The organism is Aeromonas popoffii (assembly GCF_000820025.1).
GTDB lineage: Bacteria > Pseudomonadota > Gammaproteobacteria > Enterobacterales > Aeromonadaceae > Aeromonas > Aeromonas popoffii.
The window spans coordinates 552-26,620 of the sequence record NZ_CDBI01000071.1 but is presented as its reverse complement, the minus strand read 5'-3'; the positions used below and the strand labels follow the sequence as shown (position 1 = coordinate 26,620).

Annotated in this window: 16 protein-coding genes, 2 tRNA genes and 1 pseudogene; 8 read left to right on the top strand and 11 right to left on the bottom strand. The window is 61.3% G+C overall.

Annotated elements, in window-relative coordinates:
* The first annotated feature begins 193 nt into the window (after nucleotides 1-193).
* A tRNA-Phe gene (locus tag BN1129_RS15170) sits at nucleotides 194-269 on the top strand.
* A 5-nt stretch (nucleotides 270-274) separates the two neighbouring features.
* Nucleotides 275-350: transfer RNA gene (locus BN1129_RS15165), tRNA-Asn, on the top strand.
* 43 nt (nucleotides 351-393) lie between these two features.
* Here BN1129_RS15165 and BN1129_RS24400 read toward each other — a convergent pair.
* The gene (locus BN1129_RS24400) at nucleotides 394-528 is read right to left on the bottom strand and encodes a hypothetical protein (protein ID WP_098982559.1); all 135 of its coding nucleotides are present in this window, start codon (nucleotides 526-528) and stop codon (nucleotides 394-396) included.
* Nucleotides 529-759: 231 nt separating this feature from the next.
* Between BN1129_RS24400 and BN1129_RS15155 the strand changes: the two genes are divergently transcribed.
* Both BN1129_RS15155 and BN1129_RS15150 read left to right on the top strand, forming a co-directional pair.
* Nucleotides 760-2,037 (top strand): alpha/beta hydrolase, encoded by a 1,278-nt coding sequence (locus tag BN1129_RS15155; RefSeq protein ID WP_042037572.1) that lies wholly within the window; start codon nucleotides 760-762, stop codon nucleotides 2,035-2,037.
* A 101-nt stretch (nucleotides 2,038-2,138) separates the two neighbouring features.
* Nucleotides 2,139-5,699, top strand: coding sequence for an ATP-binding cassette domain-containing protein (locus BN1129_RS15150; RefSeq protein ID WP_042037569.1), 3,561 nt, complete (start codon nucleotides 2,139-2,141; stop codon nucleotides 5,697-5,699).
* Nucleotides 5,700-5,795: 96 nt separating this feature from the next.
* On the opposite strand, the pseudogene BN1129_RS24245 reads toward BN1129_RS15150, so the two are convergent.
* The 5 genes and pseudogenes from BN1129_RS24245 to trmB all read right to left on the bottom strand — a co-directional run.
* A pseudogene (locus tag BN1129_RS24245) lies at nucleotides 5,796-5,903 on the bottom strand (hypothetical protein); the annotation flags it as partial.
* A gap of 228 nt (nucleotides 5,904-6,131) precedes the next feature.
* Nucleotides 6,132-7,424: a sulfurtransferase gene (locus BN1129_RS15140; RefSeq protein ID WP_042037568.1), complete on the bottom strand. Its 1,293-nt coding sequence runs from the start codon at nucleotides 7,422-7,424 to the stop codon at nucleotides 6,132-6,134.
* 29 nt (nucleotides 7,425-7,453) lie between these two features.
* On the bottom strand, nucleotides 7,454-8,374 hold the full coding sequence (glsB, locus tag BN1129_RS15135; RefSeq protein WP_042037567.1) for a glutaminase B: 921 nt from the start codon (nucleotides 8,372-8,374) through the stop codon (nucleotides 7,454-7,456).
* Between the two features lie 117 nt (nucleotides 8,375-8,491).
* The gene (locus BN1129_RS15130; RefSeq protein ID WP_042037566.1) at nucleotides 8,492-8,824 is read right to left on the bottom strand and encodes a YggL family protein; all 333 of its coding nucleotides are present in this window, start codon (nucleotides 8,822-8,824) and stop codon (nucleotides 8,492-8,494) included.
* Nucleotides 8,825-8,855: 31 nt separating this feature from the next.
* A complete protein-coding gene (gene trmB, locus BN1129_RS15125) occupies nucleotides 8,856-9,569 on the bottom strand; it encodes a tRNA (guanosine(46)-N7)-methyltransferase TrmB (protein WP_042037565.1) in 714 nt (237 codons plus the stop codon).
* 350 nt (nucleotides 9,570-9,919) lie between these two features.
* On the opposite strand from trmB, the gene BN1129_RS15120 reads away from it, so the two are divergent.
* Nucleotides 9,920-10,987, top strand: a complete 1,068-nt coding sequence (locus tag BN1129_RS15120) for a M28 family metallopeptidase (protein ID WP_042037563.1) — start codon at nucleotides 9,920-9,922, stop codon at nucleotides 10,985-10,987.
* A gap of 216 nt (nucleotides 10,988-11,203) precedes the next feature.
* Nucleotides 11,204-12,385, top strand: a complete 1,182-nt coding sequence (locus tag BN1129_RS15115; protein ID WP_042037562.1) for an aminotransferase-like domain-containing protein — start codon at nucleotides 11,204-11,206, stop codon at nucleotides 12,383-12,385.
* Between the two features lie 76 nt (nucleotides 12,386-12,461).
* On the opposite strand, the gene BN1129_RS15110 is transcribed toward BN1129_RS15115, so the two are convergent.
* Nucleotides 12,462-13,991, bottom strand: coding sequence for an EAL domain-containing protein (locus BN1129_RS15110; protein WP_042037561.1), 1,530 nt, complete (start codon nucleotides 13,989-13,991; stop codon nucleotides 12,462-12,464).
* Nucleotides 13,992-14,303: 312 nt separating this feature from the next.
* Here BN1129_RS15110 and BN1129_RS15105 point away from each other — a divergent pair, with 312 nt between their 5' ends.
* Complete coding sequence (locus tag BN1129_RS15105) at nucleotides 14,304-15,209, top strand: TIGR01777 family oxidoreductase (RefSeq protein WP_042037558.1); 906 nt, start codon at nucleotides 14,304-14,306, stop codon at nucleotides 15,207-15,209.
* A gap of 85 nt (nucleotides 15,210-15,294) precedes the next feature.
* Here BN1129_RS15105 and BN1129_RS15100 read toward each other — a convergent pair whose 3' ends face one another.
* Together BN1129_RS15100 and BN1129_RS15095 are read right to left on the bottom strand one after the other, a co-directional pair.
* On the bottom strand, nucleotides 15,295-17,742 hold the full coding sequence (locus tag BN1129_RS15100) for an ABC transporter permease (protein ID WP_042037556.1): 2,448 nt from the start codon (nucleotides 17,740-17,742) through the stop codon (nucleotides 15,295-15,297).
* Nucleotides 17,739-18,464 (bottom strand): ABC transporter ATP-binding protein, encoded by a 726-nt coding sequence (locus tag BN1129_RS15095; protein ID WP_042037555.1) that lies wholly within the window; start codon nucleotides 18,462-18,464, stop codon nucleotides 17,739-17,741. The genes BN1129_RS15100 and BN1129_RS15095 overlap by 4 nt, the downstream gene beginning before the upstream one ends.
* A gap of 163 nt (nucleotides 18,465-18,627) precedes the next feature.
* On the opposite strand from BN1129_RS15095, the gene BN1129_RS15090 reads away from it, so the two are divergent.
* On the top strand, nucleotides 18,628-19,227 hold the full coding sequence (locus BN1129_RS15090; RefSeq protein ID WP_042037554.1) for an arylesterase: 600 nt from the start codon (nucleotides 18,628-18,630) through the stop codon (nucleotides 19,225-19,227).
* Nucleotides 19,228-19,311: 84 nt separating this feature from the next.
* Here BN1129_RS15090 and BN1129_RS15085 read toward each other — a convergent pair whose 3' ends face one another.
* Together BN1129_RS15085 and BN1129_RS15080 are read right to left on the bottom strand one after the other, a co-directional pair.
* Nucleotides 19,312-20,256, bottom strand: coding sequence for a chemotaxis protein CheV (locus tag BN1129_RS15085; RefSeq protein WP_042037553.1), 945 nt, complete (start codon nucleotides 20,254-20,256; stop codon nucleotides 19,312-19,314).
* 311 nt (nucleotides 20,257-20,567) lie between these two features.
* Nucleotides 20,568-25,847 (bottom strand): type I secretion C-terminal target domain-containing protein, encoded by a 5,280-nt coding sequence (locus tag BN1129_RS15080; protein WP_479686008.1) that lies wholly within the window; start codon nucleotides 25,845-25,847, stop codon nucleotides 20,568-20,570.
* Between the last annotated feature and the right edge of the window lie 222 nt (nucleotides 25,848-26,069).

Below are 26,069 nucleotides of genomic sequence, written 5' to 3'. Positions count from 1 at the left end.
CCTTAACTGATCGGCATTAGGCCTCAGGCCCCCTTTTTCATGGCAGTAACAAGGCAAGACAGCACAACTGAGCACGAATGAGGGCGAAAACGGATGACAAGCGGGCAAATTGTTCGGTTATCGAGCGAACGGTGCAGCAATCTGCGCCCTGTGGTTGACACCTGAATGCAGAAAGGGTTTAATGCGCGCCGTTGCCCAGATAGCTCAGTCGGTAGAGCAGGGGATTGAAAATCCCCGTGTCGGCGGTTCGATTCCGTCTCTGGGCACCAATAATTCCTCCTTAGTTCAGTCGGTAGAACGGCGGACTGTTAATCCGTATGTCGCTGGTTCAAGTCCAGCAGGAGGAGCCAAATTTGAAAAGCCCGCTCATCGAGCGGGCTTTTTTCATGCCGGTCAACTGCCGTTGCAGGCCGCCAATAGCAGGGTTGCCCCGCAGGTGGCGCTAAACAGCCACAGCCCCGTTTGCAGCACCCCTTCCGGATCCACCTCTTTTTCTCGTTTCCTGAATCGTATCCACTTAGGCTTCATCAAACCCACCTCACCCTGTTGCGGCGCGTATCCCCTGCCTAGCTTAGCCAGGCGAGCCATCTTTGTGTCACCATCAGCCAGCATCAACTCCCTTTCGACAATCACGTCATCAGCAATCCAGTCTCACCCCGACTCATGACAATGTTAACAATTTGGAAAACCGGCGTGACCCATTCCTACGCCAAGGCTATGATGAGGCCGACGATTTTCCTACCCTCCGGGAGACCCAAGATGAGTAGCCCCTTGCGTTACGTGCTGGACGGCATCCATTGCGAACCTCACTTCTTCACCGTGCCCCTCGACCACCAGCAGCCGAACGACGAGGAGACACTCACCCTGTTTGGCCGCACCCTCTGCCGCCAGGACAGGCTGCACGATGAGCTGCCCTGGTTGCTGTTCCTGCAGGGAGGCCCGGGCTTTGGTGCCCCGCGCCCGACCGCCGACAGCGGCTGGCTCAAGCGGGCCCTGCAGGAGTTTCGGGTATTGCTGCTCGATCAGCGCGGCACGGGTCACTCGGCCCCCATCAGCGCCGATGTGCTGGCCCAGCTCACGGCCCGGCAGCAGACGGATTATCTCAGCCACTTTCGCGCCGACAGCATAGTGCGGGATGCGGAATATGTTCGCGCCATCCTGAGTCCTGCTCGCCCCTGGAGTCTGCTTGGTCAAAGCTTCGGCGGCTTTTGCTGCCTCACCTATCTCTCCCTGTTCCCGGACAGCCTGCACGAGGTCTACCTCACCGGCGGCGTGGCCCCCATAGGTCGCAGCGCGGACGAAGTCTACCGCGCAACCTATCAACGGGTGGCGGACAAAAATCGCGCCTTCTTCGCCCGCTTCCCCCATGCCCAGGCCATCGCCAACCGGCTGGCTAATCACCTGCACCGCCACGAGGTACGCCTGCCCAACGGCCAACGCCTGACAGTGGAGCAGTTGCAGCAGCAGGGGCTGGATCTCGGCGCCAGCGGTGCCTTCGAGGAGCTCTACTACCTGCTGGAAGGCGCCTTCATCGGCGAGCGGCTCAACCCGGCCTTCCTCTATCAGGTACAAGCCATGCAGCCGTTCAACACCAATCCGGTGTTCGCCATACTGCATGAATCCATCTACGCCGAAGGGGTCGCCAGCAACTGGGCGGCCGAGCGGGTCAGAGCCGAGTACCCGGCCCTGGCCTGGGCGCCCGGCAAGGATTTCGCCTTCACCGGCGAGATGATCTTCCCATGGATGTTCGAGCAGTTCCGCGAACTGATCCCCTTGAAGGAAGCCGCCCACCTGCTGGCCAAGAAGGCCGATTGGGGGCCGCTCTATGACCCGGCGCAGCTGGCCCGCAACACAGTGCCGGTGGCCTGCGCCGTCTATGCCGAAGACATGTATGTGGAGTTCGACTACAGCCGCGAGACCCTCAAGGGCCTCGGCAACAGCCGTGCCTGGATCACCAACGAATACGAGCACAACGGCCTGCGGGTCGATGGCGAGCAGATCCTGGACCGGCTCATCCGCTTGAACCGGGATCGCTGATCCCGGCCGGGCGGCGGATCCGTTGCCTTAACACCCTAATATCGAGGGCGACCCATGAGTCGCCCCGCCCCCAGGAAGCAGCACAATAATAAGGACACCCATTGGATCACCCGGAAATCTCGGCCGGCTGGCTGAGCCGCCTCTTCTATCACTGGACGGGCCCGCTGCAACGCAAGGGGCTGAAAGAGCCCCTGGTCGGCCTCGACGACCTCTATCCCCTGCTGCCGGAAGACAGACGCGATGGCAGGGCCGATGCCTTCCTTCGACTCACCGCCCGCGCACCTGTGCGTCCCTGGCCCATCACCGCCTTTATCTGGCGCCATTACAAGGGGCGGATTGGCCTGCTCACCCTGTTGCAACTGCTCGGCATGCTGGCGACCCTGACCAGCCCCTGGTTGCTCAACCACAGCATGACCCAGCTCGACGCGGGTGCCCCCACGGAGCAAAAATTGCTGCTGGCGTTCGCCCTGTTTGCCTCTGTGCTGGCCGCCGGCATGCTGGCGGAACACTCGCTGCAACTGGCGCTCAAGATGCACGTTCCCATTCGCCGCCTGCTGGCCGAAGCCCTGCTCGCCAAGGTGATGAAGTTGGGGGGCAAGAGCTTCGATGACAGGGCCGGTGGCCGGGTACAGAACCTTATCAACCGGGATGTGTGGGACATCACCTGGATCTTGGCCGATCCGGCCATGCCGTTCACCATGGCACTGCAACTGCTCGGCACCATAGCCCTGCTGGTGTGGCAAGTGGGCAGCGCGGGCCTGGTCGGTTTTGCGGTGCTCACCCTGCTGCTGCTCATCTCCACCCGGGTGGTGCGGCGAATGAACCAGCAGGAGCAGCAGCTCAAGCGCCAGCAGGACGAGCGCAACGGCATACTGGCGGAATACATCAAAAAACTGCGGCTGGTACGCCAGAACGGACTCGGCGCTTTCTTCACCCGCGCGGCCAACAACAAGCGCCAGCAGGAGTTGGGGGTGCTCGGTCGGGTGCTCAAGCTCGATGCCATCAACGACAGCCTGATGCTGAGCACGCCGCTGCTGGTGACCCTGGCAACCTTCACCACCTATCTGGTGTCCGGCCAGAGCCTGACCCTGCCCCAGGTGTTCACCACCATAGCCCTGTTCGCCGTGCTGCGGATCCCCATGATGCGGCTGCCTTACCTTATCCGTACCCTGATAAACTTCAACACCGGCTTTAACCGGCTATGCGAGTTCCTCAACAGCCCGGAGCAGCACAGGGACCTCACCGATGCCAGCCTGCCCGTCGGCAGCCTGCAGATCCAGGCCGTCACCGCCCTGCACCAGCAGAAGCCGGTACTGCAGGGAGCAAACCTCATCATACAACCGGGGGAACTGGTGGGGATCACGGGCACCACCGGGGCCGGCAAGAGCTGCCTGTTGCACCTCATCGCCGGCTTTGACGACAGTTTCGAGGGGGAGATCCGCCGTCACGGTCGGGTCGCCCACCTGGGCCACAAACCCTGGCTGATGAACGACACCATCCGCAACAACATCTTGTTCGGCCAGCCCTGGCACGGCGAACGCTATCGCTGGGTGCTGGGGGCCTGCGCCCTCAGCGCCGACCTCACCCTGCTCAGCCATGGCGATCAGACGCTGGTAGGCGAGCTGGGTACCCGTCTCTCCGGCGGCCAACAGCAGCGGGTCGCCCTGGCCCGCGCCCTCTATGCCCAGGCCGATATCCTGCTGCTGGACAACCCCCTCTCGGCGCTGGATCCCATCGTCTCGGCCCAGGTGCTGGAGCAGGGGCTCACCTTCAAGCCGGGACCGACCCGGCTGCTGGTGAGCCATGATCCGGACGTGCTGGCCCACTGCGATCGGGTGATCCGCATCGAGCAGGGCCAATTGGTGGAGCTCGATGCCCACCAGCTGGCCGATCTCATCCAGCATCCGCTCCCCGCCCCCATGGTGGCACCGCAGGAGGCGGAACAGTTCCATGAAGAGAAGGTGGTGGAAGGCAAGGTGGACTGGGGCCTGTTCGGCTTCATGTGGCAGCGTCTCGCCGCCCCCGGCGCCATCCTGATCGCCCTGCTGCTCACCCTGGGTCAGGAGGGGCTGCGCATCGCCTCGGATCTCTGGCTCGGCGGCAAGGCCGGCCTCACCGAGGTGAGCGAGCTGCTCGGCATCTATGTGTTGCTGGGGGCGGGATCGCTCACCTGCATCATGGTGGTGCGGGTCATCAACTACAAGCTGGGGCTCAAGCTGGCCTGGACCCTGTTCGACGGCATGCTGAGCCGTATCAGCCGCGCCCCCATGGCCTTCTTTGACAAGGTGCCACAGGGGCGCATCCTCAACCGCTTCGATCGGGATCTCGGGGAAGCACAGGAGATACTGCTGTCCATGCTGATGGGGCTGTTCGGCATGCTCATCTCGGTGCTGCTGCAAGTGGTGGTGATCGGCGTCAACATGCCACTGCTGCTGCTCATCGCCCCCCTGGTGGGCTGGGCGCTCTACGTGCTGCAGCGGCGCTACCGTGCGGTGCAGCTCAAGCTGCGGCGCCAGGCATCCGTGCTGCGCTCGCCACTCTACATCAGCATCAGCGAGACCATTCGCGGCGCCCCCGCCCTGCGCCTCGCCGGGGCCGAGCGCTTCGCTCTGGATCAGGTGCTGCTGCACTATGACAACAACCTGCGCAGCTGGTACACCACCACCTCCATCAATCGCTGGCTCGGCATGCACCAGACCCTGCTCTCCGCCGCCCTGGTGGGTGCGGTAGCGCTGATGGTGGCCTTTGGCAACAGCTCACTGCTGGGGGCCGTGGCCATCACCTACGCCTTTACCGCCTCGGCCATGCTCAACTCCCTCATTCGCACCTTCGCCGAGGTGGAGCAGGTGATGAACGCAGTGGAGCGGGTGCGCGAGTACAGCGAAATCGAGAGCGAACGCCAGCATGGGGAAGCCCTGGCCACGCCACACCCCAGCGTGCGCTTCGACAACCTGGGGCTACGCTACCCGGAAGCCAGCCAGTGGGCGCTGCACAAGGTGAACTTCGAACTGGCTCCCGGCGAGAAGGTTGGTGTGTGCGGGCGAACCGGCGCGGGCAAGAGCTCGTTGCTCGGGGTGCTGCAGGCCATGTACCCGGCCTCCCAGGGAGGGATCCATTACGGCGATCAGCCGCTCTCTGCGCTGGCGCCGGAGGCGGTGCGCGATCTCTACGATACCGTCTCCCAGACGCCCCTCACCTTCTTCGGCACCCTGCGCGCCAACCTGGCGCCGCTGACCGAGCAGGATGACGAGGCGCTGGAGCAGGCGCTGGCACGGGTCGGTCTGGCCGAGCGCTGCGCCGGCAGGCTGGACGAGGATCTCGACAAGCTGCAACTGTCGGCCGGCGAGACCCAGCTGCTGGTGATCGCCCGCATCCTGCTGTCGCGCCGTCCGCTCATCGTGCTGGACGAAGCGACCTCGGATCTCGATCACGGCGGCATGCGCAAGATGGCGGAACTGCTCTATCGCTACCGGCCCGAGGCCAGCTATCTGGTGATCGCCCACCATCTGGAGCCGCTGCTGTCGGTGGACAAGGTCGTGGTGATGGAGGCGGGAACCGTGGTGGAACAGGGCTCGCCGGTCAGCCTGTTGGCCAACTCCCACTCCCGCTTCCATCAGCTGTTCGTGGGCCAGGTCAATCGTCAGGTGGCCCAGATAACCTGAGGTCGACAATAACAAGGGCTGCTCGCGGGCAGCCCTTGTGCTTTGGTGGGGCATGATTTGGGTGACGTCATCCCTCTTGATCATCACCTCCCCCCCGTCGGTATCGTCATAGCGGTAGATGCCGGTGCCCTCATCCCGCTTGGGCTGCTGTCGGGGGTGATCATCTTCCCATCCCCGGTACTCATGATGTATTGAGCGCGGCACGCCACGAGCCCCACTTCACACACCGGGATCATCAGTTGCCTCATCGCCTGTCTCGTCTCCCTCTTCATCCTCACCACCAAGGGGTGACTGCCGCCTGGCGCAACCCCATTGCCCGGGAAAAACGGATTACCGGAGCGGGATCCATGTAAAAAAACCGTAGGGCAGAAAGCCCAACGCGGATACAAAAAGGCCGGACATCTGTCCGGCCTTTGCTCTGGTGACTGCCTGCTACTTGGCGGGTTGACGCTCGCCGGTCACGGTCGGATTTTTGGGATCCGAACTCCACTCATACCAGCCGCCGTCGTAGACGCTGATCCGTTTCCAGTCCATCAGCCAGGCGTAGAAAAAAGCCTCGGAGGCGCGCCAGCCGGTACCGCAATAAAATGCAGCCTGCTGGGTCGGCTCGATATTCCACTGGTCCCACATGGTGAGGATCTCCCCGGCTGGCTTCATGGTGCCATCCGGGTTGTGGAAATCGCTCATGCTGTTGGCATCCACACCGCCGCGACCCCACTTGGCCCCCGGGATGTCGCCCTTCGGCTTGATGTAGCTGTAGCCGGAAGTGTTGCCGATGAACTCGTCCCAGGTGCGTACGCTGACCAGGGCACTGTCGGGCTGCTTGAGCAGCGCCTTGGCCTGATCGAGTGTGGTGTAGTACTCGGGGTGGGCCGGAATGGCCACGCCAAACTCTTTCACCGGCTCGAACTTGTTGGGCAGGCCCGTCTCGGTGCGCAGATGCTGCACGAACCAGGCATCCAGACCACCGTCCAGCAGGCGTACGTCCTGTACACCGGCATACATCATCAGGTGCGCCGCGCGGGCGGCGGCCATGGTGTTGCGACCATAGAGGATAACTGTGGTGTCGTGACGGATGCCGTTCTCCAGCAGCAGCGTCTTGAGCGCCTCGTCAGAGACCTTGTTCCACAGCGGCTCCTCTTCCAGACGGTTGGTATCTATGTAGCCAGCCCCCGGGATGTGGCTCAGTAGGTAGGCCTTGGGTGAACCCCAATCCACTTCGAACAGCTTCCAGTCCCCTTTCGGCGCTGCGGCAACCGGCTTGCCTTCCTGCAGATCCGCCAGCCAGCCCGGATAGACCAGCTGCTGCCAGCGCACCAGATGCTCGCGCGGAGCGGCTTGCCAGCCTTGCAGCTCAAACAGCTGCTTGATGCCCTGCTTGCGCAGCAGACGGGCCACTTCGGCCACTTCCCGCGGGGCGCCATAGAGGGCGACCGGACGATCGGCTGTCAGGCCCTTGCTCTCGAGCGCCTTGGGCCACTCGTCATTGCTGTATTTCCAGTCGGCGGAGAGGCTCTCGGCACCGGCCACATGCCCCCCCTGCGACTCCCCTTCCATCGGCCAGCCTTGGTAGAAGTGGCTGGCACGGGTATCCAGCATGACCGCCTGCTTGCTCTTGGCATCGGCCAGCGAGAGCGGCGGCAATTCGGCGGCAAAGGCGGGCAGCGCGCACCAGAGCAGTAAGGTCGCCAGCACGGCCTGCAGGAAGCGAAGATGTCGTTTCATGGTGATTTCTCGATTCATAGTGAACAAGGTTAAAAAATGGAACGGCCCAGTCGCTCGGCCAGCAGCTCCAGCGCCGCCGTGCCCGCCAGCGAGTTACCCGCCTTGTTGAGCTCGGGCGACCAGACACAGATGCAGAGCTCACCGGGGATGAGCGCCATGATACCCCCTCCGACCCCGGATTTGCCCGGCATACCGACCCGATAGGCAAAATCACCGGCCTCGTCATAGAGGCCGCAGGTGGCGAGCAGCGCATTGACCTGCTTGGTGGTGCGGGCCGGCAAGAGCGGCGTGCTCTCGCCAAGCGGCACCCCGCGATTGGCAAGATAGAGGAAGGTTCGCGCCAGATCGACGCAACTCATACGAATGGCACAGGCATTGAAGTAGCTCTGCAACACCTTGTCCACTTTATTCTCGAAGTTGCCATAGGCCTTCATCAGATAGGCGATGGCCGCATTGCGGGCCGAGTGCTGGTATTCGGAACGTGCCACCACCTGATCCGCCATGATGGCCGGATTACCAGAGAGGCGACGCACCAGCTCCAGAGTACGTTGGCGCGGAGCCGTGAGCCGGGTCTCCAGCAGATCGCTCACCACCAGGGCACCGGCATTGATAAAGGGATTGCGGGGAATACCGTGCTCGAACTCCAGTTGCACCAGCGAGTTGAACGGCTGGCCGGAGGGCTCCTTGCCCACCCGGGCCCAGATCTCCTCCTCCTGATAGAGGGTGAGGGCCAGCGTCAGGCTAAGGGTCTTGGAGATACTCTGGATGGAGAAGGGCTCGAAGGCATCACCTGCGGTGAACAGCTCCCCCTCCACAGTACAGACGGCAATGCCGAGTCGGTCGGCAGGCACCAGGGCCAGGGCGGGAATGTAGTCGGCCACCTTGCCCTGTCCGAGCAGCGGGCGCACCTCTGCCAGAATGCTGGCCAGTAATTCGGATGACAACACCATAAAGGATTCCATGACTAAAACGGGTGTGGAGATCCCATCCCCACTGACAAAAATCCCGCCAGCGGCGGGACTTGTCTATCTACCCACAACAAGGCGCCTGCAACAGGCGGCCGAGTCTCAGGCCGGTTCACCGTACCAGAGGTCGAACAGCTCGGTGACCACCACGGCTTCCATCCCCTTGCTTTCCAGCCAGGATTTGACGACGGCGCGGTCTTCTTCGGTACATTTGCCCAGTTGCTGAGTGCAGATCATCCCTTCCCAGGCCAGGTGGCCTGAACCGGCGAAAGCCAGTCTACGGGGTTCAACAACCTCATCGATCATCGCATCGACTACTGTATCGATGGTCGCTTCGGCAGTGCCGACCGGGAAGTTGAAACTGATGTCGAATCCCATTTCCTGGAATTCATCGACTCGCAGTTTCTTACGCAGACGGCGGCTACGATTGGCCATGATAGCTCCTTAGGTTAGTTGACTCGTTAAATTAGTTAACGCGTTTGAAAATCAGATCCCAAACCCCGTGGCCCAGACGATGGCCCCGTTGTTCGAATTTGGTCAGCGGACGCCAGTCGGGACGAGGCACCCAGTTGCCGGTGGCCGAGGTGTTCTCGTAACCCTCGGCGACGCTCATCACTTCCAGCATGTGTTCGGCATAGTTTTCCCAGTCGGTGGCCATGTGGAACACGCCACCGATAGCCAGCTTCTGGCGGATATCCTGGGCAAACGCGCTCTGCACGATGCGGCGCTTGTGGTGGCGACTCTTGTGCCAGGGATCCGGGAAGAACAGCTGCAGGCAGGCAAGCGAGCCGTTCGGGATCATGTGCTCCAGCACTTCGACCGCATCATGGCAGATGACCTTGAGATTGGTGACGCCCGCTTCCTCGGCTGTGCCGAGACAGGCACCGACGCCCGGCGAGTGTACCTCGATACCGATGAAGTTTTTCTCGGGGGCATTCTTGGCCATCTCCACCAGGGAGGCGCCCATGCCGAAGCCTATTTCCAGCACCACCGGGGCCTCACGGCCAAACAGGGCGACCAGATCGAGGGGCGCTGGCGCGAAATCGATACCCATGACCGGCCAGAGCTCTTCCAGAGCCTTCTCCTGCCCTTTGGTCAGGCGGCCTTCGCGACGGACAAAGCTGCGGATCTTGCGCATGAACTTGCCGTCTTCGTTAAATACATCTTGGGTCACAGGCATAATCAAATTGCTCGTTATTGCATCGGTCTGGATCACAGACGACATGAATGGATTGCTTGCTACTTCATCACCCAGGGTCACTGACGACATGCATGAATGACTCGTTACCTCATCACCCCGGATCACGGATCTCGTGGATGAATGGCGCGTTATTTCATCCATCCGCGAAACTGGGTAGCGAATTATCCCAAGATAGGCCCAAGGCGCAAGTGTTTCGCGAAACAAATCCCCCGACCCTGACCAATTCAGCCACCACGATTGACAAATGCCACCCCGTTCACAGAATCTGCCAGGCGCCGGGCGCATGCTGGCCTGCACAAATAAAACCATATACAACAAAGGATTGCAGTATGAAACACACAGCATTGGCGTTTGCCATCACAGCCCTGCTGGTAGGGTGTAACACCTCCACCAATGATTCACAGGCCCCCACTGCCGCCGAGCAGGCCTATGAGTATCTGGTGCAGTTGAGCTCGACCGCCGAAGGGATTGGGGCCAGACCCACGGGCTCCGAGGCCGAGACCCGTGCCGCCGCCTGGATCCAGGATCATCTGGCCGGCTGGGGTTACGAGGTGCAAAACCAGCCGTTCACCTACACCAAGAGCGGTGCCAGCAAACGCTCCCAGAATCTCATCGCCGAGCTCAAGGGGCAGAGTGACAAGGTGATCCTGATCGGCGCCCACTACGACAGCACGGGCGACAAGAAAGGTTCTGAAGGGGCCACCGACAACGGCGCCGGCGTTGCGGCCCTGCTGGCGGTCGCCGAGGCGCTCAAGGGGCAGACCTTGCCCTACACGGTACGCTTCGCCTTCTTCGGTGCGGAAGAGAACGGCCTCAACGGCTCCAGGGCCCATGCGACCAGCCTGGACAGTACCGCCATTGCCCGCCTGCTGGCCATGGTGAACTACGACACCATAGCCGGTGGCGATGTCGTCTACGTCCACTCCGCCCACTCCGACGTGACCGAGTACAACTGCGCCGAACCGGGCCGTTATAGCTTCGATCCCAAGGTGCGGGATCGCCTGCTGGCCATCTCCAAACTGACCGCCACCCCGTTGGCCATCCACCCCAGCTACGCCGGCTATCCGGCAGGGGAAACCGGCAGCTGGTCGGATCATGCTCCGTTTGCCTGCCTGGGGGTGCCCATCGCCTACGTGGAGGCCACCAACTTTACCATCAACGGGGCGGATGGCTATGACGGCTACTCCCAGACCACCAATCCGGCGCTGTGGGACTGCTACGACGACGCCAGCAAGAGTGCCTGCGACCGGGGCAGCGAGACCCAGTGGGGCAAAATCTGGCATACCCAGTATGACCGCCTCGACACGATGGCCGAGCTGTTCCCAGGCCGGGTGGAGCAGCAACTCAGCGCCAACACGGATCTGATGATCCGCTTCCTCAAGGAGCCAGGCCTGTAACGCCGGCAAGCCGTCAATGACGCGTGCTGATCCCGGACCAATTCAGGGCTTTTGGCGCTCCACGGCCACCCTCGGCCGATAAAATTCGGGCAGGTGCCAAACTTGCCCTTTTTTATTGATTTTTGTTACAGCCATTGCCTCCTTTTTTAAATCTGATACAAACGGATAACTTGGCGGTCGAATGGAGCGACCGCTCACCATGCCAGAGAGAATCCTATGCAGCCGTTTTTTGCCCAGCGCTTCGAGAAGGTAGAGCCTTCCTTTATTCGCGAGATCCTCAAAGTCGCCGCCAATCCGGAGATCATCTCCTTTGCCGGTGGCCTGCCCAACCCGCACCTGTTCCCGGTCAAGGCCATCGACCAGGCCTGCCAGGACGTGTTGCGCGAACAGGGTGCCGCCGCACTGCAATATGCCGCCACCGAGGGCTTCGCCCCCCTGCGCCAGTACATAGCCGACCGCTATCTGGCCCGCCACGGCATGCGCGTCAACCCGGACAACATCCTCATCACCAGCGGCTCCCAGCAGGCGCTGGATCTGCTGGGCAAGGTGCTGATCGACGAGGGTCAGGATCTCATCATCGAAGAGCCGGGTTACCTCGGCGCCATCCAGGCCTTCTCCGTCTATCAGCCCGCCTTCAAGCCCATCACGCTGGGAGAAGAGGGGCTGGATCTGGCGGCGCTGGATGCGCTGCTGGCCAGCGGCTCCAACGCCAAGCTGCTCTACGGCGTGCCCAACTTCCAGAACCCGAGCGGCGTCTCCTACAGCCGTGCCAACCGCGAGGCGTTGGCCGAGCGACTGGTCCGCCACGAGCTGCTGATGGTCGAAGACGATCCCTATGGCGAGCTGCGTTTCGAGGGCGAACACCTGCCCCCTATCGCCAAGCTGGCCCCGAACAATACAGTACTGCTCGGTTCCTTCTCCAAGACGGTGGTGCCTGCCTTCCGGCTGGGCTGGATGCTGGTGCCGGACTGGCTGCGCAAGAAGGTGACCATCGCCAAGCAAGCCACCGACCTGCACAGCAACGCCTTCAGCCAGCAGGTGCTGCATCGCTTCCTGATCGACAACTCGCTGGATGCCCATCTGGAGAAGATCAAGGAGGTCTATGGCCGCCAGCGTGCCGCCATGGAGGCTGCTCTGGCCCGCCACTGCCCGCCCGGCGTCAGCTATACGCGACCGGAAGGGGGCATGTTCCTCTGGCTGACCCTGCCCGCCAGCGTCAGCGCCATGGCGCTGTTTGACGAGGCGATCAAGGAGAAGGTGGCCTTCGTGCCCGGCGCCCCCTTCTATGTCCGCCCCGAGATCCAGAACACCTTGCGGCTGAGCTTCTCTTGCGTGGACGAGGCCACCATAGAGGAGGGGGTCAAGCGACTGACTCGCGCCCTCACCCGCATGCTCTGACGAGCCACCGCATGAAAAAAACCAGCGACATCTGTCGCTGGTTTTTTTATGTCCCACTGCGGGAAAACCGGACTTCTCAGGCGCTCAGTGCTCTGGCGAACTCCTTCATCGGCATGGGGCGGCCATAGAGATAGCCCTGCAGGAAGGTCACCTGACGCGCCCGCAGATAAGCCGCCTGCACCTCGTTCTCCACGCCCTCGGCGACCAGCAACAGATCGAGCCGGGTCGCCAGGTCGATGACGTTCTCCACTATGTGGCTGGAGAGCGCATCCGAGCCGATCATGCCGACGAAGCTTTTATCGATCTTGAGAAAGTCAACCTGAAACTGCTGCAGATAGCTGAGGCTGGAGTGGCCGGTACCAAAGTCATCGATGGCGATGAAGACCCCCAACTGATGCAGCTCGGCGAAGAGCCGGTCTGTCACCTCGTCCGCCACTATGAGCTCCCGCTCGGTCAGCTCCAGCACCAGCTTGATGGGGTTCTCCCTGAAGGCGTTGATGAAGTCGCGGCAATCCGCCACCAGGCTCAGATCCTTGCAGTGGTTGGCACTGATGTTGAAACCGAAGTGGAATCCCCTGGGCAGGGTATGCACAGCGCCGGCAAACTGCTCGCGCACCTGCTCCATCAGCAACCGGGTCATGGGCACGATCAGGCCACTGTCTTCCGCCAGCGGAATGAAGCGATCTGGCGAGATCAGCCCCTGACGGGGGTGCTGCCAGCGCATCAGCACCTCGCAGCCACACCAGTGCGCGTCATCCCCCGTCACCACAGGTTGCAGATAGGGGATGAACTCCCCCTGTTCCAGTGCCCGCCGCAGCTCTTGTGAGGGGGATGTCGAGCGGCCGGTCAGCCAGAACACGCCAATCCCCACCAGTATGCCCAGCAGGGGATAGATGATGATGCTGACCTTGGAGTACTGCCAGAGGTGGCTGCCGTACTCATCGTGAGACAGGTCAGTGACCACCCGGTATTGATACTTCTCCGATACCTGTTCCAGATAGCCTCGCGTTTTGGGCGGGATCTCCTCGCTGACCATGCCGCTGGCCAGCATGACCTGTGATCCCACCACCAGCGCCAGCGGCGAATTGCGGCTCAGCATGTCGAGAATATTGTGCAGATAGTAGCCATCCACCGCGACCAGCACGCTGTAATCCCCCACCACCTGCCGATAGACAACCAGCGGCCTATCCGGCGTCACAGGGTTGCCCCGCATCAGGTTAAGCTGACCACCGGAATAGTCGGCCAGGGTGAAGGCGCCGCTATAGTCGCCGTAGAGGGACGAGCAATAAAGGGTCTCTCCCCTGGCCAGTTTGACGGTGCGCACATCCGGCACAGTCGCCACCTGGTCCCGCAGTCCCTGTACCACCTCGGCGCAAGGTCGCCCCACATAGCCCTGCACCATGGACGCCGCATGGTGGGCATTGTCCAGAGTACGGTCAAACATGCGCTTGGCATGCAGCAGCCGCTCCTCAGCATCCTGCTTCATACCAGAGGAGGTCTGCCATGAGATGATCAAGGCCCCCAGCAACATGGGGAGCAGACTCGCCAGCAGGGATGCCCCCAGCCGGGTGTAGAACTGGCGTAACCTTAAGCGACGAAATGGCATGGTCATCCTCACGGCAACGGCGAAAAAGCGGGCGACCCGACTACTCTCCGCCCCCTGATAAGTCATTCTGACACAAACAACAGCAAGAAGGCTTGGCCTGATTAGCACCGAACCTCGTCGAAACAGGGCTTGCAGCCGCATCATCAACGGCTCTGGAGCCTGACATCTTTACCTCGCCACCCTCACTCCCCGGCGCGGTCCAAGCCTCACTTCCCCCTGTACTGTGAAGATTATAATCTTTGCAAAAACAGTTGCTTGTTCATCTTGCTCTAGCCCACTAGAGTAGAGCCAACAGCGTCAGGGAGTCTGGACATGAAAATACTGATCACGGGAGGAACCGGTTTTATCGGCCGACGTCTGGTGGCCCATCTCAAGGTGAATCACGAGGTGGTGGTGCTGACTCGTCAGGGGAGCCGCGCCTATGAGCTGCTCGGCCACGACATCACACTGCTCGACAATCTGGACGGGCTTGACGACCTCAACGACGTGGATGCCGTCATCAACCTGGCGGGAGAGCCCATCGCCGCGGGACGCTGGAGCGAGCAGCGCAAGCAGCTGTTGTGTGACAGCCGCTGGCTGCTGACCGAACAGCTGGTCGATCTCATCAAGCTCTCCAGTACGCCGCCCAAGGTGCTGATCAATGCCTCCGCCATCGGCTGGTATGGCAGGCAGGGGGATGTGCCGCTGGACGAGCAGTGCCAGACACCCCACGACGAGTTCACTCACCAACTCTGCCAGCAGTGGGAAACCCTGGCCCGCGAGGCCCGTAGCAACCGCACCCGGGTCTGCATAGTGCGCATCGGGCTGGTGCTCGGCACCGATGGCGGCGCACTGCCCAAGATGCTGCCCCCCTATCGACTCGGTCTCGGCGGCCCCATGGGGACGGGCCAGCAGATCATGAGCTGGATCCACATTCAGGATCTGGTGCGCGCCATGCTGTTCCTGCTGGAACACGACGAGTGTGACGGCATCTTCAACGGCACGGCGCCACAACCGGTCAGCAATCGCGAGTTCAGCCAGAGCCTGGCCAGCGCCCTGCATCGACCACACCTCTTCTTCGTGCCGGCCCCCCTGTTGCAACTGCTGATGGGTGAGGCGGCGGACCTGCTGCTCACCGGCCAGAAGGTTCTACCCGCCCGCCTGCAACAGGCCGGCTTTCACTTCACCTACCCGGACCTGCCCCAGGCCCTCGCCAATCTGTTGAGCGCTCCCCGCTAGTGAAACAACCGGATAGCAATCAGCCCGGCCATTGGCCGGGCTGATCCGTTGTTGCACCTTGCTGCATCAGCGCAGCATGGTGTGATTACAGCAGGCCCTGACCCAGACCACGCAGCCGATCGCTCAGAGTGCCCGCCAGCAACTGGCGCTGCATGCCCTGCCCCGCCAGCGTCACCAGCAGGGCTCCCAGCAAGGGCAAACCACCCCAGATGGCCCAGTGGAACTGCCACTGTCCTTCAAACCACCACCATTGCAGACCCAAGGAGCAGAGCTCGACCACAATGGCGGCGCACAGCCCCGCCAGCAAGCCGCTGGCGACCAGCTCCCAGCGCAGCATCTTCTTGAGCAGCTCGCTGCTGGCCCCCAGCGTACGCATCAGCAACAGCTCACGGCGGCGGTGGGCCATGCTGGCCTGAGTCTGGGTCAGCAGCACCAGCAAGGCCGCGACTGTCACCAGCCCCAACATCAGCCCCAGCGCCCGGCTCACCTGCTCAGACACAGCCGTCAGCCGCACGATCAGATCGTCCACATCGATGAGGCTCACTGTGGGGTGTCTGCGGATCAACTCCACCTCCGCCACCCGCCCCTGCTCCGGCAGCCGATAGCTGCCGAGCCAGGTTTGGGAGAAGGAGGCCAGCACATCCGGCGAGAAGATCATGTAGAAATTGGGCCGCATGTTGTCCCACTTGATGGCCCGCAAGCTGGTCACCTGCGCCTTGAAGCTACGCCCCTCTATGGTGAAGCCCAGGGTGTCGCCGAGCGCTATGTCGAGCCGCTTGGCCAGCTCCTTGTCCACCGACACCTGCCCGGGGCCATCCAGCCAGCGCCCCTCGGTCAGGGTATTGTCCGGCGGCAGGCTGGTTGTGGTGGTGAAGTTGAGCTCGCGGTTCACCCCTTCACGGCCATCCTCGTCGCTGTCTCGCACCGCCTCGCTGGCGATGCTGACCAGCCGGCCCCGCACCATGGGATAGAAATCTGACGTCTGGGCGCCGGCACTGCGCAAATCGGCCAGGATCCCCTCCCGCTCGTGGTCGGCTATGTTGACCAGGAAGCGGTTGGGGGCATCCGCCGGCAGGCGAGCGGAAAACTCGTCGAGCAGGTCGACCCGCGCCGCCCACAGCAGACCGAACAGCATGAGCGCCAGCGCAAAGCCGGCCAGCTGGAACAAGCCGCTGCCGCGATCGCGGGAGAGGTGGCTGATGGCCAGGCGCAGCGCATGGGGGCCCTTGACCCGGCGACCACACCGCAGCAGCAGGGAAGCGAGCAGCGCCAGCAGCCCCATCAGCAGGCCCATGCCGCCGATCAGCCCCAGCGCCAGTGTCGCATCTGAGGTAAAACCCCACACCAGGCCAAACAGGCCGAGCAGCGCGACCGGCAGTGCCAGCCAGGGCGGGATCCCCGCTTCCAGCTCACGGCGCAGCACCCGCAGCGGTGGCACCTTGAGCAGGCGCAGGAAGGGCACGAAGGCCAGCAGCAGGGTGATGAAGAAGGCGACTGCCAGACCGAGGGCAAAGGGTCGCCACGATGGCAGTGGCAGATCGGCAGGCAGCAAGTTGCCCAGCAGATGCAGGGTCAGCCACTGCATGGCGCTGCCCGCCACCAGACCGATTAGCGCCCCCACCAACGTCAGAGAGAACAGCAGGGTGCCCATCAGTTGCCAGAGCGTGCGACGGGAAGCCCCCAGCGTCTTGAGCAGCGCCACCATGTTGGTCTGACGCTCGGCGAAGTGACGCACCGCTATGCCCATGGCCAAAGCCCCCAGCAGCACCCCCGCCAGAGAGGCGAGCCGGAAGAAGCGCTCGGCATTGGCCAGCGAACGCCCCACTTGGGAGCCCTGATCGTCCGGCTTGATCAGCTTCTGCCCCGCTTTGAGCTGGGGCCTGAGCCAACGCTCATAGCTGGCAACGTCCTCACGTGTCCCCTTGAACAGGTAGCGCCACTGCTGGCGACTGCCCGGCAGCAGGGCACCGGTCGCCTCTATGTCAGCGCTGTGGATCAGGGCCCTGGGTGCCAGCAGGAAGGGACTGAAGCCCTGATCCGGCTCCTGACCCAGTTCGCCCGCGACACTGAGCCGGGTGTTGCCCACCTCCAGTTCATCACCAATTTTCGCCGCCAGTAACTGCATCACCCGGGCCGAGAGCCAAATCTCGCCAGGCGCTGGCGCGCGCTGGGGGCTGAGGGCCAACTTGCCGTAGAAGGGGAAATCGCTCGGTACGGCCCGGATAGAGGCCAGCTGCAATGCATCGCCATGAAACAGCATGCTGTTGAAACTGACCGTGGTCTGCACTGACAGGCCCGCTTTTTCCGCCTGCTCGAGCCAGGCGGCCGGTGCCGGTGTGGCTGAGCGCAGCGCCCGATCGGCGCCGATAAAGTCACGCCCCGAGGCCTTGAGCCCCGCATCCAGCCGATCCGCCACCAGGGCCACGCTGAGCACACAGGCCACACTCAATGCCAGTGCCAGCACAAACCAGCGCAGCTCGCCATTGAAGCCTTCCCGCCGCAACAGCTTCACTCCCAATCGCCACCGACTCATAGCGGCTCCCTGACTCGGGAGGGCGCGACGGCACCGGATGCCGCCGTATCCGTCTCCAGTCGTCCTGCCGCCATCACCAGTTGCCGCTGACAACGCTGGGCCAGCTCGTGGTCATGGGTCACCACCACGAGCGTGGTGCCGTGCTCGCGATTGAGCTGGAACAAGAGTTCGATCACCGTCTCCCCCGTCTTGCTGTCCAGATTCCCGGTCGGCTCATCGGCCAACAGCAGGCTGGGCCTTGTCATGAAGGCGCGGGCGATGGCAACCCGCTGCTGTTCACCGCCGGAGAGGCGCGGCGGCAGATGGTGCAGGCGCTCGCTGAGCCCCACCGCCGCCAGCAACTCGCGTGCCCTCGGCTCGCAGCGGGTCTCGCCACGCAGCTCGGCAGGCAACATGACGTTCTCCAGCGCGCTCAGGGTGGGCAGCAGCAGGAAGGACTGGAAGATGAAGCCCACCTGCTCGGCACGCAGGCGGGCACGGCCCTCCTCGTCCAGCTGCACCAGCGACTGGCCGAGGATCTCTATATCCCCCTGGCTCGGCAGATCCAGCCCAGCCAGCAGCCCCAGCAGGGTGGATTTGCCGGAGCCGGAGGCGCCGACCAGCGCCAGGGTCTCGCCGGTATTGACTTGCAGGTCGATCCCTTCAAGGATGGTGAGGCTTTCCTGGCCCAGGCGAACGGTTTTGCCCAGACCCTTGACGACAATGATGGGAGTTGAACTCATGATGCGTTTCCTGTTTGCCCGAGCCAAAAAGTGGGGATTGAACCCATGATGTATATCCTGCTCACCCGGGCATTGAATGACAATGCATGCTGGGTGTTGGCATCATCACACATATCCCGTTTGCCCGGACCCTTGATGACAATGAATGATGGGAGTTGAATACATGACACGTTTCCTGTTCGCCTTGTGTTGCCTGGTTTCATCGGTACAGGCCCAGACCCTGCTGGTGCTGGGTGACAGCCTGAGCGCAGGCTATCAGATGCCGGCGGAGCAGAGCTGGCCAGCCCTGCTCAATCAGAAATGGCAGCAGCAGGGCGGCAAGCATCAGCTGGTCAACGCCAGCATCAGCGGTGAGACCACGCAGGGGGCCCTGGCCCGCCTGCCCGCCCTGCTCAAGGAGCATCAACCGGACTGGGTGCTGATCGAGTTGGGGGGTAACGACGGGCTGCGCGGGTTCGCACCCGCCATCACCCGTGACAACCTGGCCAGCATGGTGGCCTTGACCAAGGCGCAGCAGGTGAAAACCGTGCTGACCCAGATCCAGCTGCCCCGCAATTACGGAGCCCGCTACCTGCACCAGTTCGAGCAGATCTTCCCTGAGCTGGCGGCTGCCAACCAGCTGCCGCTGATGCCCTTCTTCATGGATGATATTGCGCTGCGCCCTGAACTCATGATGAACGATGGAATCCACCCCACGGCCGCGGCCCAGCCGCTGATCCGCGACCGGGTCGCCAGCTTTATCGAGCCCCTGCTGACCCAATAACGCCCCAATAGCCATACGCAGAAGAGGGCCCTGCCGGCCCAAAACAAAGATCCCGCCGAGGCGGGATCTTTGTTTCCATGACCATCAGCGTTCCAGTATCTGGCGCAACCGCTCCTGAGCCACCCCGACCAGCAGGTCTGGCTGGAATTTGGAGATGAAGCGGTCACACCCCACCTTCTTGACCATGGCCTCGTTGAAGTTGCCACTCAGAGAAGTATTGAGCGTGATGAAGAGATCGGACATGCGGGCATCACTGCGGATCTCGTGGGTCAGTCGGTAGCCATCCATCTCCGGCATCTCCGCATCCGTGATCATCAACAGGATCTCGTCGGTCACCTTCTTACCCGCATCGCACCACCCCTTGAGCAGATTGAGCGCCTGCAGGCCATCCTGGCACTCGATTACCTCAAGACCCAACTGGGCCAGGGTTTCCCGCACCAGATTGCGGGCCGTGCTGGAGTCATCGACGATGAGCACCTTGCGGCCATGCATTTCGGGCAGTATCTCCCGATCCAACACCTCTTCAGAGATACGGATGTCGTAGGTAATGATCTCGGCCAGCACCTTCTCCACGTCGATGATCTCGACGATCTGGTCGACACCATCTTCGGGAATGCGGGTGATGGCAGTCAGGTAGTTGGCCCGCCCGGCGGAGCGCGGCGGCGGCAGTATGTCCTTCCAGGTCATGTTGACGATATGGGCCACCTGCCCCACCAGGAAACCCTGAATGGTGCGGTTGTACTCCGTGATGATGAGGTTGGACTCGCTGTCGATAGGCATGGCGCGCATGCCGATGGCGCTGCGCAGGTCGATCACCGGAATCGAGGTACCACGGATGTTGGCCACCCCGCTGATGTTATGGTGCGCCCCCGGCATCTTGTTGAGATGGGGCAGCTTGACCACTTCCCGCACCTTGAAGACGTTGATAGCAAACAGCTGTCGGGATCCCAAACGGAACATCAACAACTCCAGACGGTTCTCCCCTACCAGCTGGGTACGTTGATCCACTGAATCCAATATGCTCGCCATATAAAGCCCTTACGTCCGTTTTCCGAGTCTCGCCATAGTATAGAAGGGTCAGAATCCCAACACGACCCGTATTCTTATCCTATGTCGGCAAGATGATGACGGAACTTGATGAAAAAAAGCGAGATTCGGCTCAAGGCCGGGCTATCTGCACACTTATCAATAGAAAACTGGCCACTCGATCGCACCCCGGCTTGCCTGTGTGAGCCACATCCTTAATATCCGTGGCAAAACCCCAGCCATCAGTCCCACCATGGCCAGACATAAAAAAAGCGGCAGATTGCTCTGCCGCTTGTTGCCCTGCCCTGACGGGATTACTTGTCGATATCCAGCAGATTGTTGCTCAGCATGTAGTCGATCACCTGAGAAGAGGTGGACGCCGCGCTGCCGGTGAGACTGTCGAACGTGTGGTTCATCAGCACTATCTCCTGAGTCACCGAAGCCGTGCTGGTCTCCTTGACCTGCAGATGCACACCCTCGCTGTCCTGGAACACAGAGAGCAGGCTCTTCAGATCGTTCTGGTTGCGGGAACCATCGTGATCCAGCAGATCGCTCAGATCCAGCTTGTCACCCTCAGCCTTGGAGAAGTCAACCACGTAATCCTTGGCGATGGAGCCTGCCGTGGTATCCCCCTGCTGCCAGGTGAAGATATCGGCCCCCGCATCCCCCTTGAGGATGTCGTTGCCCAGACCACCGACCAGGATGTCGTTGCCCAGACCGCCACTCAGGGTGTCGTTGCCGGCGCCACCATACAGGGTATCGTTGCCGCTACCGCCGTACAGGGTATCGTTGCCGCTCTCACCATACAGGGTATCGTTGCCGCTACCGCCGAACAGGATGTCGTTGCCGGCACCACCGAACAGGAAGTCGTCACCACCCTGACCAAACAGGATATCGTTGCCTTCTCCGCCAATCAGCACATCCGCCTTGTCATTGGTGGAGGACTGATCGAACTCGCTGGCGTGATCCGTGATGTAGTCATGAACCTGGGCATCGGTCACCGAACCGGCACTCAGCTTGCCAGCCACGTACTGCTTGATGGCCGCGTAGCCTTCTCCGTTGACGCCCGCGAAGTGAACCGCATCACCGAACAGGATATCGTCACCGGCACCGCCATCGATCCTGTCACTGCCCGGCAGGTTGTTGACGGAAGTACCCAGGATGGCGTTGGCCAGATCAGAGGCGTTGACCCCAGTCTGAATCACGCCATCGGAGTCATAGGACTTGAGGTCGTTGTAGGAGATATTGGCTCCCAGGCCGATCGCCTCCACCGTGACCCCCATCCCCGTCAGCAGGGCAAAACCGGCGACGGAGTTGGTCATCGTAGTACTGGAGGTATTTCGGCCATCACCGTCCAGAGTCGAGTAGGTATAACCACCCAGACCATCAGGGCGTATGTAACCAATCGCGGATACCTTGCCTGAAGTATCGCTCTTGTACACGATGCCCTGTGCATCAATCACAGTGAAGTTACCACTCTTGTATACCTGACCGGGTACATAGCCACTTTGCAGCAGCTGATTGAGATACACATCCTTGCTGTTGTTCGTGTAGTCATCAACCAGCGGATTGGAGCCTTCACTGCCCAAATAGTAAGTCGGCCTACCATCGGTAATGAAGTAAGTCAGGTTCTTGGCATTGCTGTTGCCCTGAGCGGTCGAACCGTTGAACCAGTTGGCCGTGGTCTTGAACACGTCCTCATAGTTGGTGCCGCCGCCATTGCTGGAGCTGCCATCCATGCTGTCGAGAATGGCTTGCAGCTGGCTCAGGGCATTGCTGTCTTTCAGGTTCACACTGACCGACTTGTTGGCCAGGGTATCGAAGTCCACCAGGAAGATATTGACCGTCCCGGCGCCATCGGTACCGGCACTCGCCTTGAGGCTCGAGAAGACCTGTGCCAACTGGGCCTTGATGGTATTCATGGCGGTAGCACCGATACTGCCCGAGCTGTCGACCATAAAGGCGATGTTGTAGTTCTGGCCTGACAACACCACGCTGCCGTCCAGGTCGCCGACCACGATATTGTGCTCGCTGCCGTAAACACGGTTTTGATCGCCCGGCTCCCCTTCGGTGGAGAGGAAGTAGCTCATGCGGATCGAATCCTGATCCGATGCGCTGCTGGCTTGGTCGGTCACCACCTCCTTGGCGATGGCCTCCACCTTGAGGTCAAACTGACCCGCATTGCTGCCCGGCACCCGCAGGGTCAGACCGGTCAGCTTGACGTCCAGTGCGCTCTGGTTCCAGAGGCCGGTGAGCGTCAGCTTGCCATCCGCACCAACGGTGCCCAACACAGTGCCGCCCTGATACAGGGTCGCACCACTGGGCATGCCGCTCAGCACCAGGCTGTCGAGCTGTTCACTGCCATCCCGATCGGTAAGGGAAGCACTGATCTCGAGGGGATAATCCACCACGCTGGGCTGAACTGCCGTCAGGGTGCCATCGGTCTGATTGAACTGGTAGATACCGTCATCAAACTGAACCAGCTCGATATCGTAGAGCGACTTGCTGATGGTGGTGCCATTCTCCTTCACCAGGAAGTTGAAGCCACCATCACTTCTGCGCTCGATGACATAGTTGGCACGCGAGCCCATCAGCACGGCGAGGTCGGTACCGGCACCGCCATACAGGGTGTCACCACCCAGTCCGGCGACCAGAATATCGTTACCCACGCCGCCATCGAGTGTATCGCCCGAGACAGAATTGCCACCGACCAGTACGTCATTGCCCAGACCACCGACGAAGTAGTCGCCACCGCCCTTCACACTGACGATGTAGTCGTTGCCATTGCCGCCAACCACTTGATCCTGGCTGGCGGTGCTGTCGGTCAGGCTATTGTTGATCCCGAAGCTGCCTTTGTTGAAGTTGCCGCTCTGGAACGCACCGGTCGAGATACCGGACGACGGATATTGGGTATAGAGCGGCACGCCATTGCCGGTCAGGCTGATATCCACCACCGGCTTGTCAGCCGCGGCAGCGATGTCAATCACCAGCTTGCCTGAGTTGCTCAGGTTGGCACCGTCGCTGATCTGGTAACCCAGGCTGGCGTAGTCCCCTTGCTGGTTGCCCGTCGTCGCACCGTAGCCATTGACGGTACTGGTACTGGATTCATTGAGACCGGGCACAAAGCGCAGATGGCCACTGTCGATATCGGCGTAGGAGATGAGATCTCCTGCCTTCACGGCAATCCACTGACCGGCCGCATTGAGATACTCCAGCTTGCCATTTTGCGGCAAGGTATTGATCTGCACGCTCAGATCAGACGCAGCCTGATCATCACTGGCACCAAACTGGGACCATTTCAGTACCAGCGGAGTGTCTTCCGTCCCGACACCGTGTCCACCCGTGGTCACAGGGGCACGGTCGTTGTCGATGATGGTACCTGTGCCGTTCTGGCCACCCACGGTCACCGTCAGGGTCTCGTTCGCCTCGACCAGGCGATCGTTCACTGTCGGTATGGTCACGGTAAAGCCGGATACCCCGGCCGGTACAGTGATCTTGCCGGTGGCGCTGTTGTAGATAACCCCATTGCTAAATTGGGCAGTGCCCCAATCAAGGTTGGAAGCCGGGTTGGTACCGCTGCCCCTGATGGCGAAGTCAAACTGGGTCGCCTCCTGGGTAGCGTCAGACAGCACCACCGTATGCAGCAGATTGCCGCCTTCCGCTGCGCTCTCGCTGGAAACCGACTGCACTATCGGAGTAAACAGCGGCTTGGTCGCGAAAGAGCCCAGGCTGGAATCGCCATCCGCATCCACCACCTTGATCTGGAAGTCGATATCACCGTCACCCAGTGGCCTGGACATGTTCTGGTACTGGAAGAACTCCCACTTGCCGGTGGCCGGGGTAAATTCCAGACGGAACACCAGGGTGCCATCGCTGGCCTTGCCTATCAGGGTATTGGCTGACTCCATGGTAGTGGTGATCTGCTTGCCGGTGGCCGTGGTCAACCCAGTCTCGTTGGAGCCGAGCAGCTGCATATAGCCCTTGCCATCAGCCCCCCACTGCGGAGTGACAGTGCCCGAACCGTAAGCGATGGCCGGTGCCGTGGTGGCACCGAGGAACTCTATGCTCTTCACCGTCAGGTCGCTGTTGTCCGAGGTATTGGTGTTGCCGTTATTGGTAGCCTTGATCACCATGGTGTCAAAGCCACCTTGCTGCACCTGGAAGTTCTCGGCGTAATCGCCACTGGTCGCATTAGAGCTGAAGGTCTGAGTACCGATCAGCACACCAGCCCGGTAGAACTCGACCACGCCACTCTCCAGCTCACCACCGAACATCTGGCTGAACTTGATGTTGGCACCATAGGCAACTGTGCCCGGATCCAGCTTCACAATTAACTGCTCGGAGGCAGAGGTTCCGTTCGCGAAGTGACGGAAGTCTATCTCGTTGGCAATGTTGTGGTACGGCCCGGCCACGCTGGATACCCCCAACCCTGCATTGGAACCATTGACGCTGGCATCAATCAGAGTTGAGTTTGTTGCAGAGGTGAACCCCTTAGCTGTGATGGTAAAGCCAGCCAAATCGACCAGAGCCCTGTTGCCACTGAACTTGGTCAGATCAAATACCCCGATCAGCACATCTGGAATATTTGTCTTGGCAACAGAGACTGCTGCGGCATCGCCAGCGATCGGCGCATCATCCTCGACGGTGACATTCAGCTTACCTGTGGTCGTGCCCTTGCCATCGGAGACCTTGACGTCCAGCTGGAACGACAGGGAATCCTCCTGGCCCTTGACCGGGTGGTCAAGCGGCGCCTTGAGGGTCAGATCATAGGCCCAATCACCCTTGCCACTGGCGTTCGGTGCGGTCAGCTTGACCTCGACCACCGCCTTGTAGCCATCGCTACCCAGGGTACCGGTATAGCCAACCAGCGTCTTGCTACCAGCGTCCCAACTCCACTTCACCTCGGCGCCACCAGAGGTCAGCCCTGTCGGTCCGCCCAGTGAAACAGCCACGCTGCTGCTGTCCACGTCACCGACGGAGATAGTGCCAGACATGCTCTTGGCATCCGTGGTATCCGGGTTGCCACTGTCATCGGCGATGCCGTTGGGCAAGCCTTCTTCGGACACAATCGCACCATTGGAAATTCCCAGAGTCGGCAGATCGTTGACCGCTTCTACCCTGATGGTCACGGTGGCAGGAGTTGCGTCGGCCAGCCCTTCATTGTCTACGGCTACATAACTGAAGCTGGTGTCACCATTCCAGTCGGCACTCGGTACAAAGGTCAGTTTGCCGGCATCCACAGCCTGAACACTCTGATTTTCCGTCACTGGCACGCCATCAAGCAGCAAGACACCATTGGCAGGCAAGCTCTTGATGGTAAAGCTCACGACAGTACCATCGATGTCACTGCCAGAGAGCGCAGGTATGGCGATGCTGGCAGCATCCTCCAGACCCCTGGCTTGCTTGTCCGCCGTCTCTGGGGCTTCATTCAAAATGGTTGCCATGTCGCTGCCCGGCAGGGATTCATTGCCGGCCTTGTCGGTCTGGGTCGCTGTCACCGCCAACGCCTTACCATTGGCCGGGGTCGTCTCCGTCCAGCTAATGGTCCCATTGTTGTAAACAAAGCCGTTTGCAGGCTGCCCGCTTGCCAACATCAGCACACCATTGACCAGCTTCAGCTCGACCGTACTCTCGGTGCCACCATTGTTGATGGTCAAGGTAACCTTGCCACCTGCAACCAGGTCACTATTGCTGACCCCGGCCCGCACCTGGATCTGATCATTGCCGATCTCCCCTTTGGTCAGCAGCTGGTCGTTGTTGGAGTCATCCACTATGACGACGGTCGGCGCACCGGTGGCCGTGGTGTCGACCCCGTA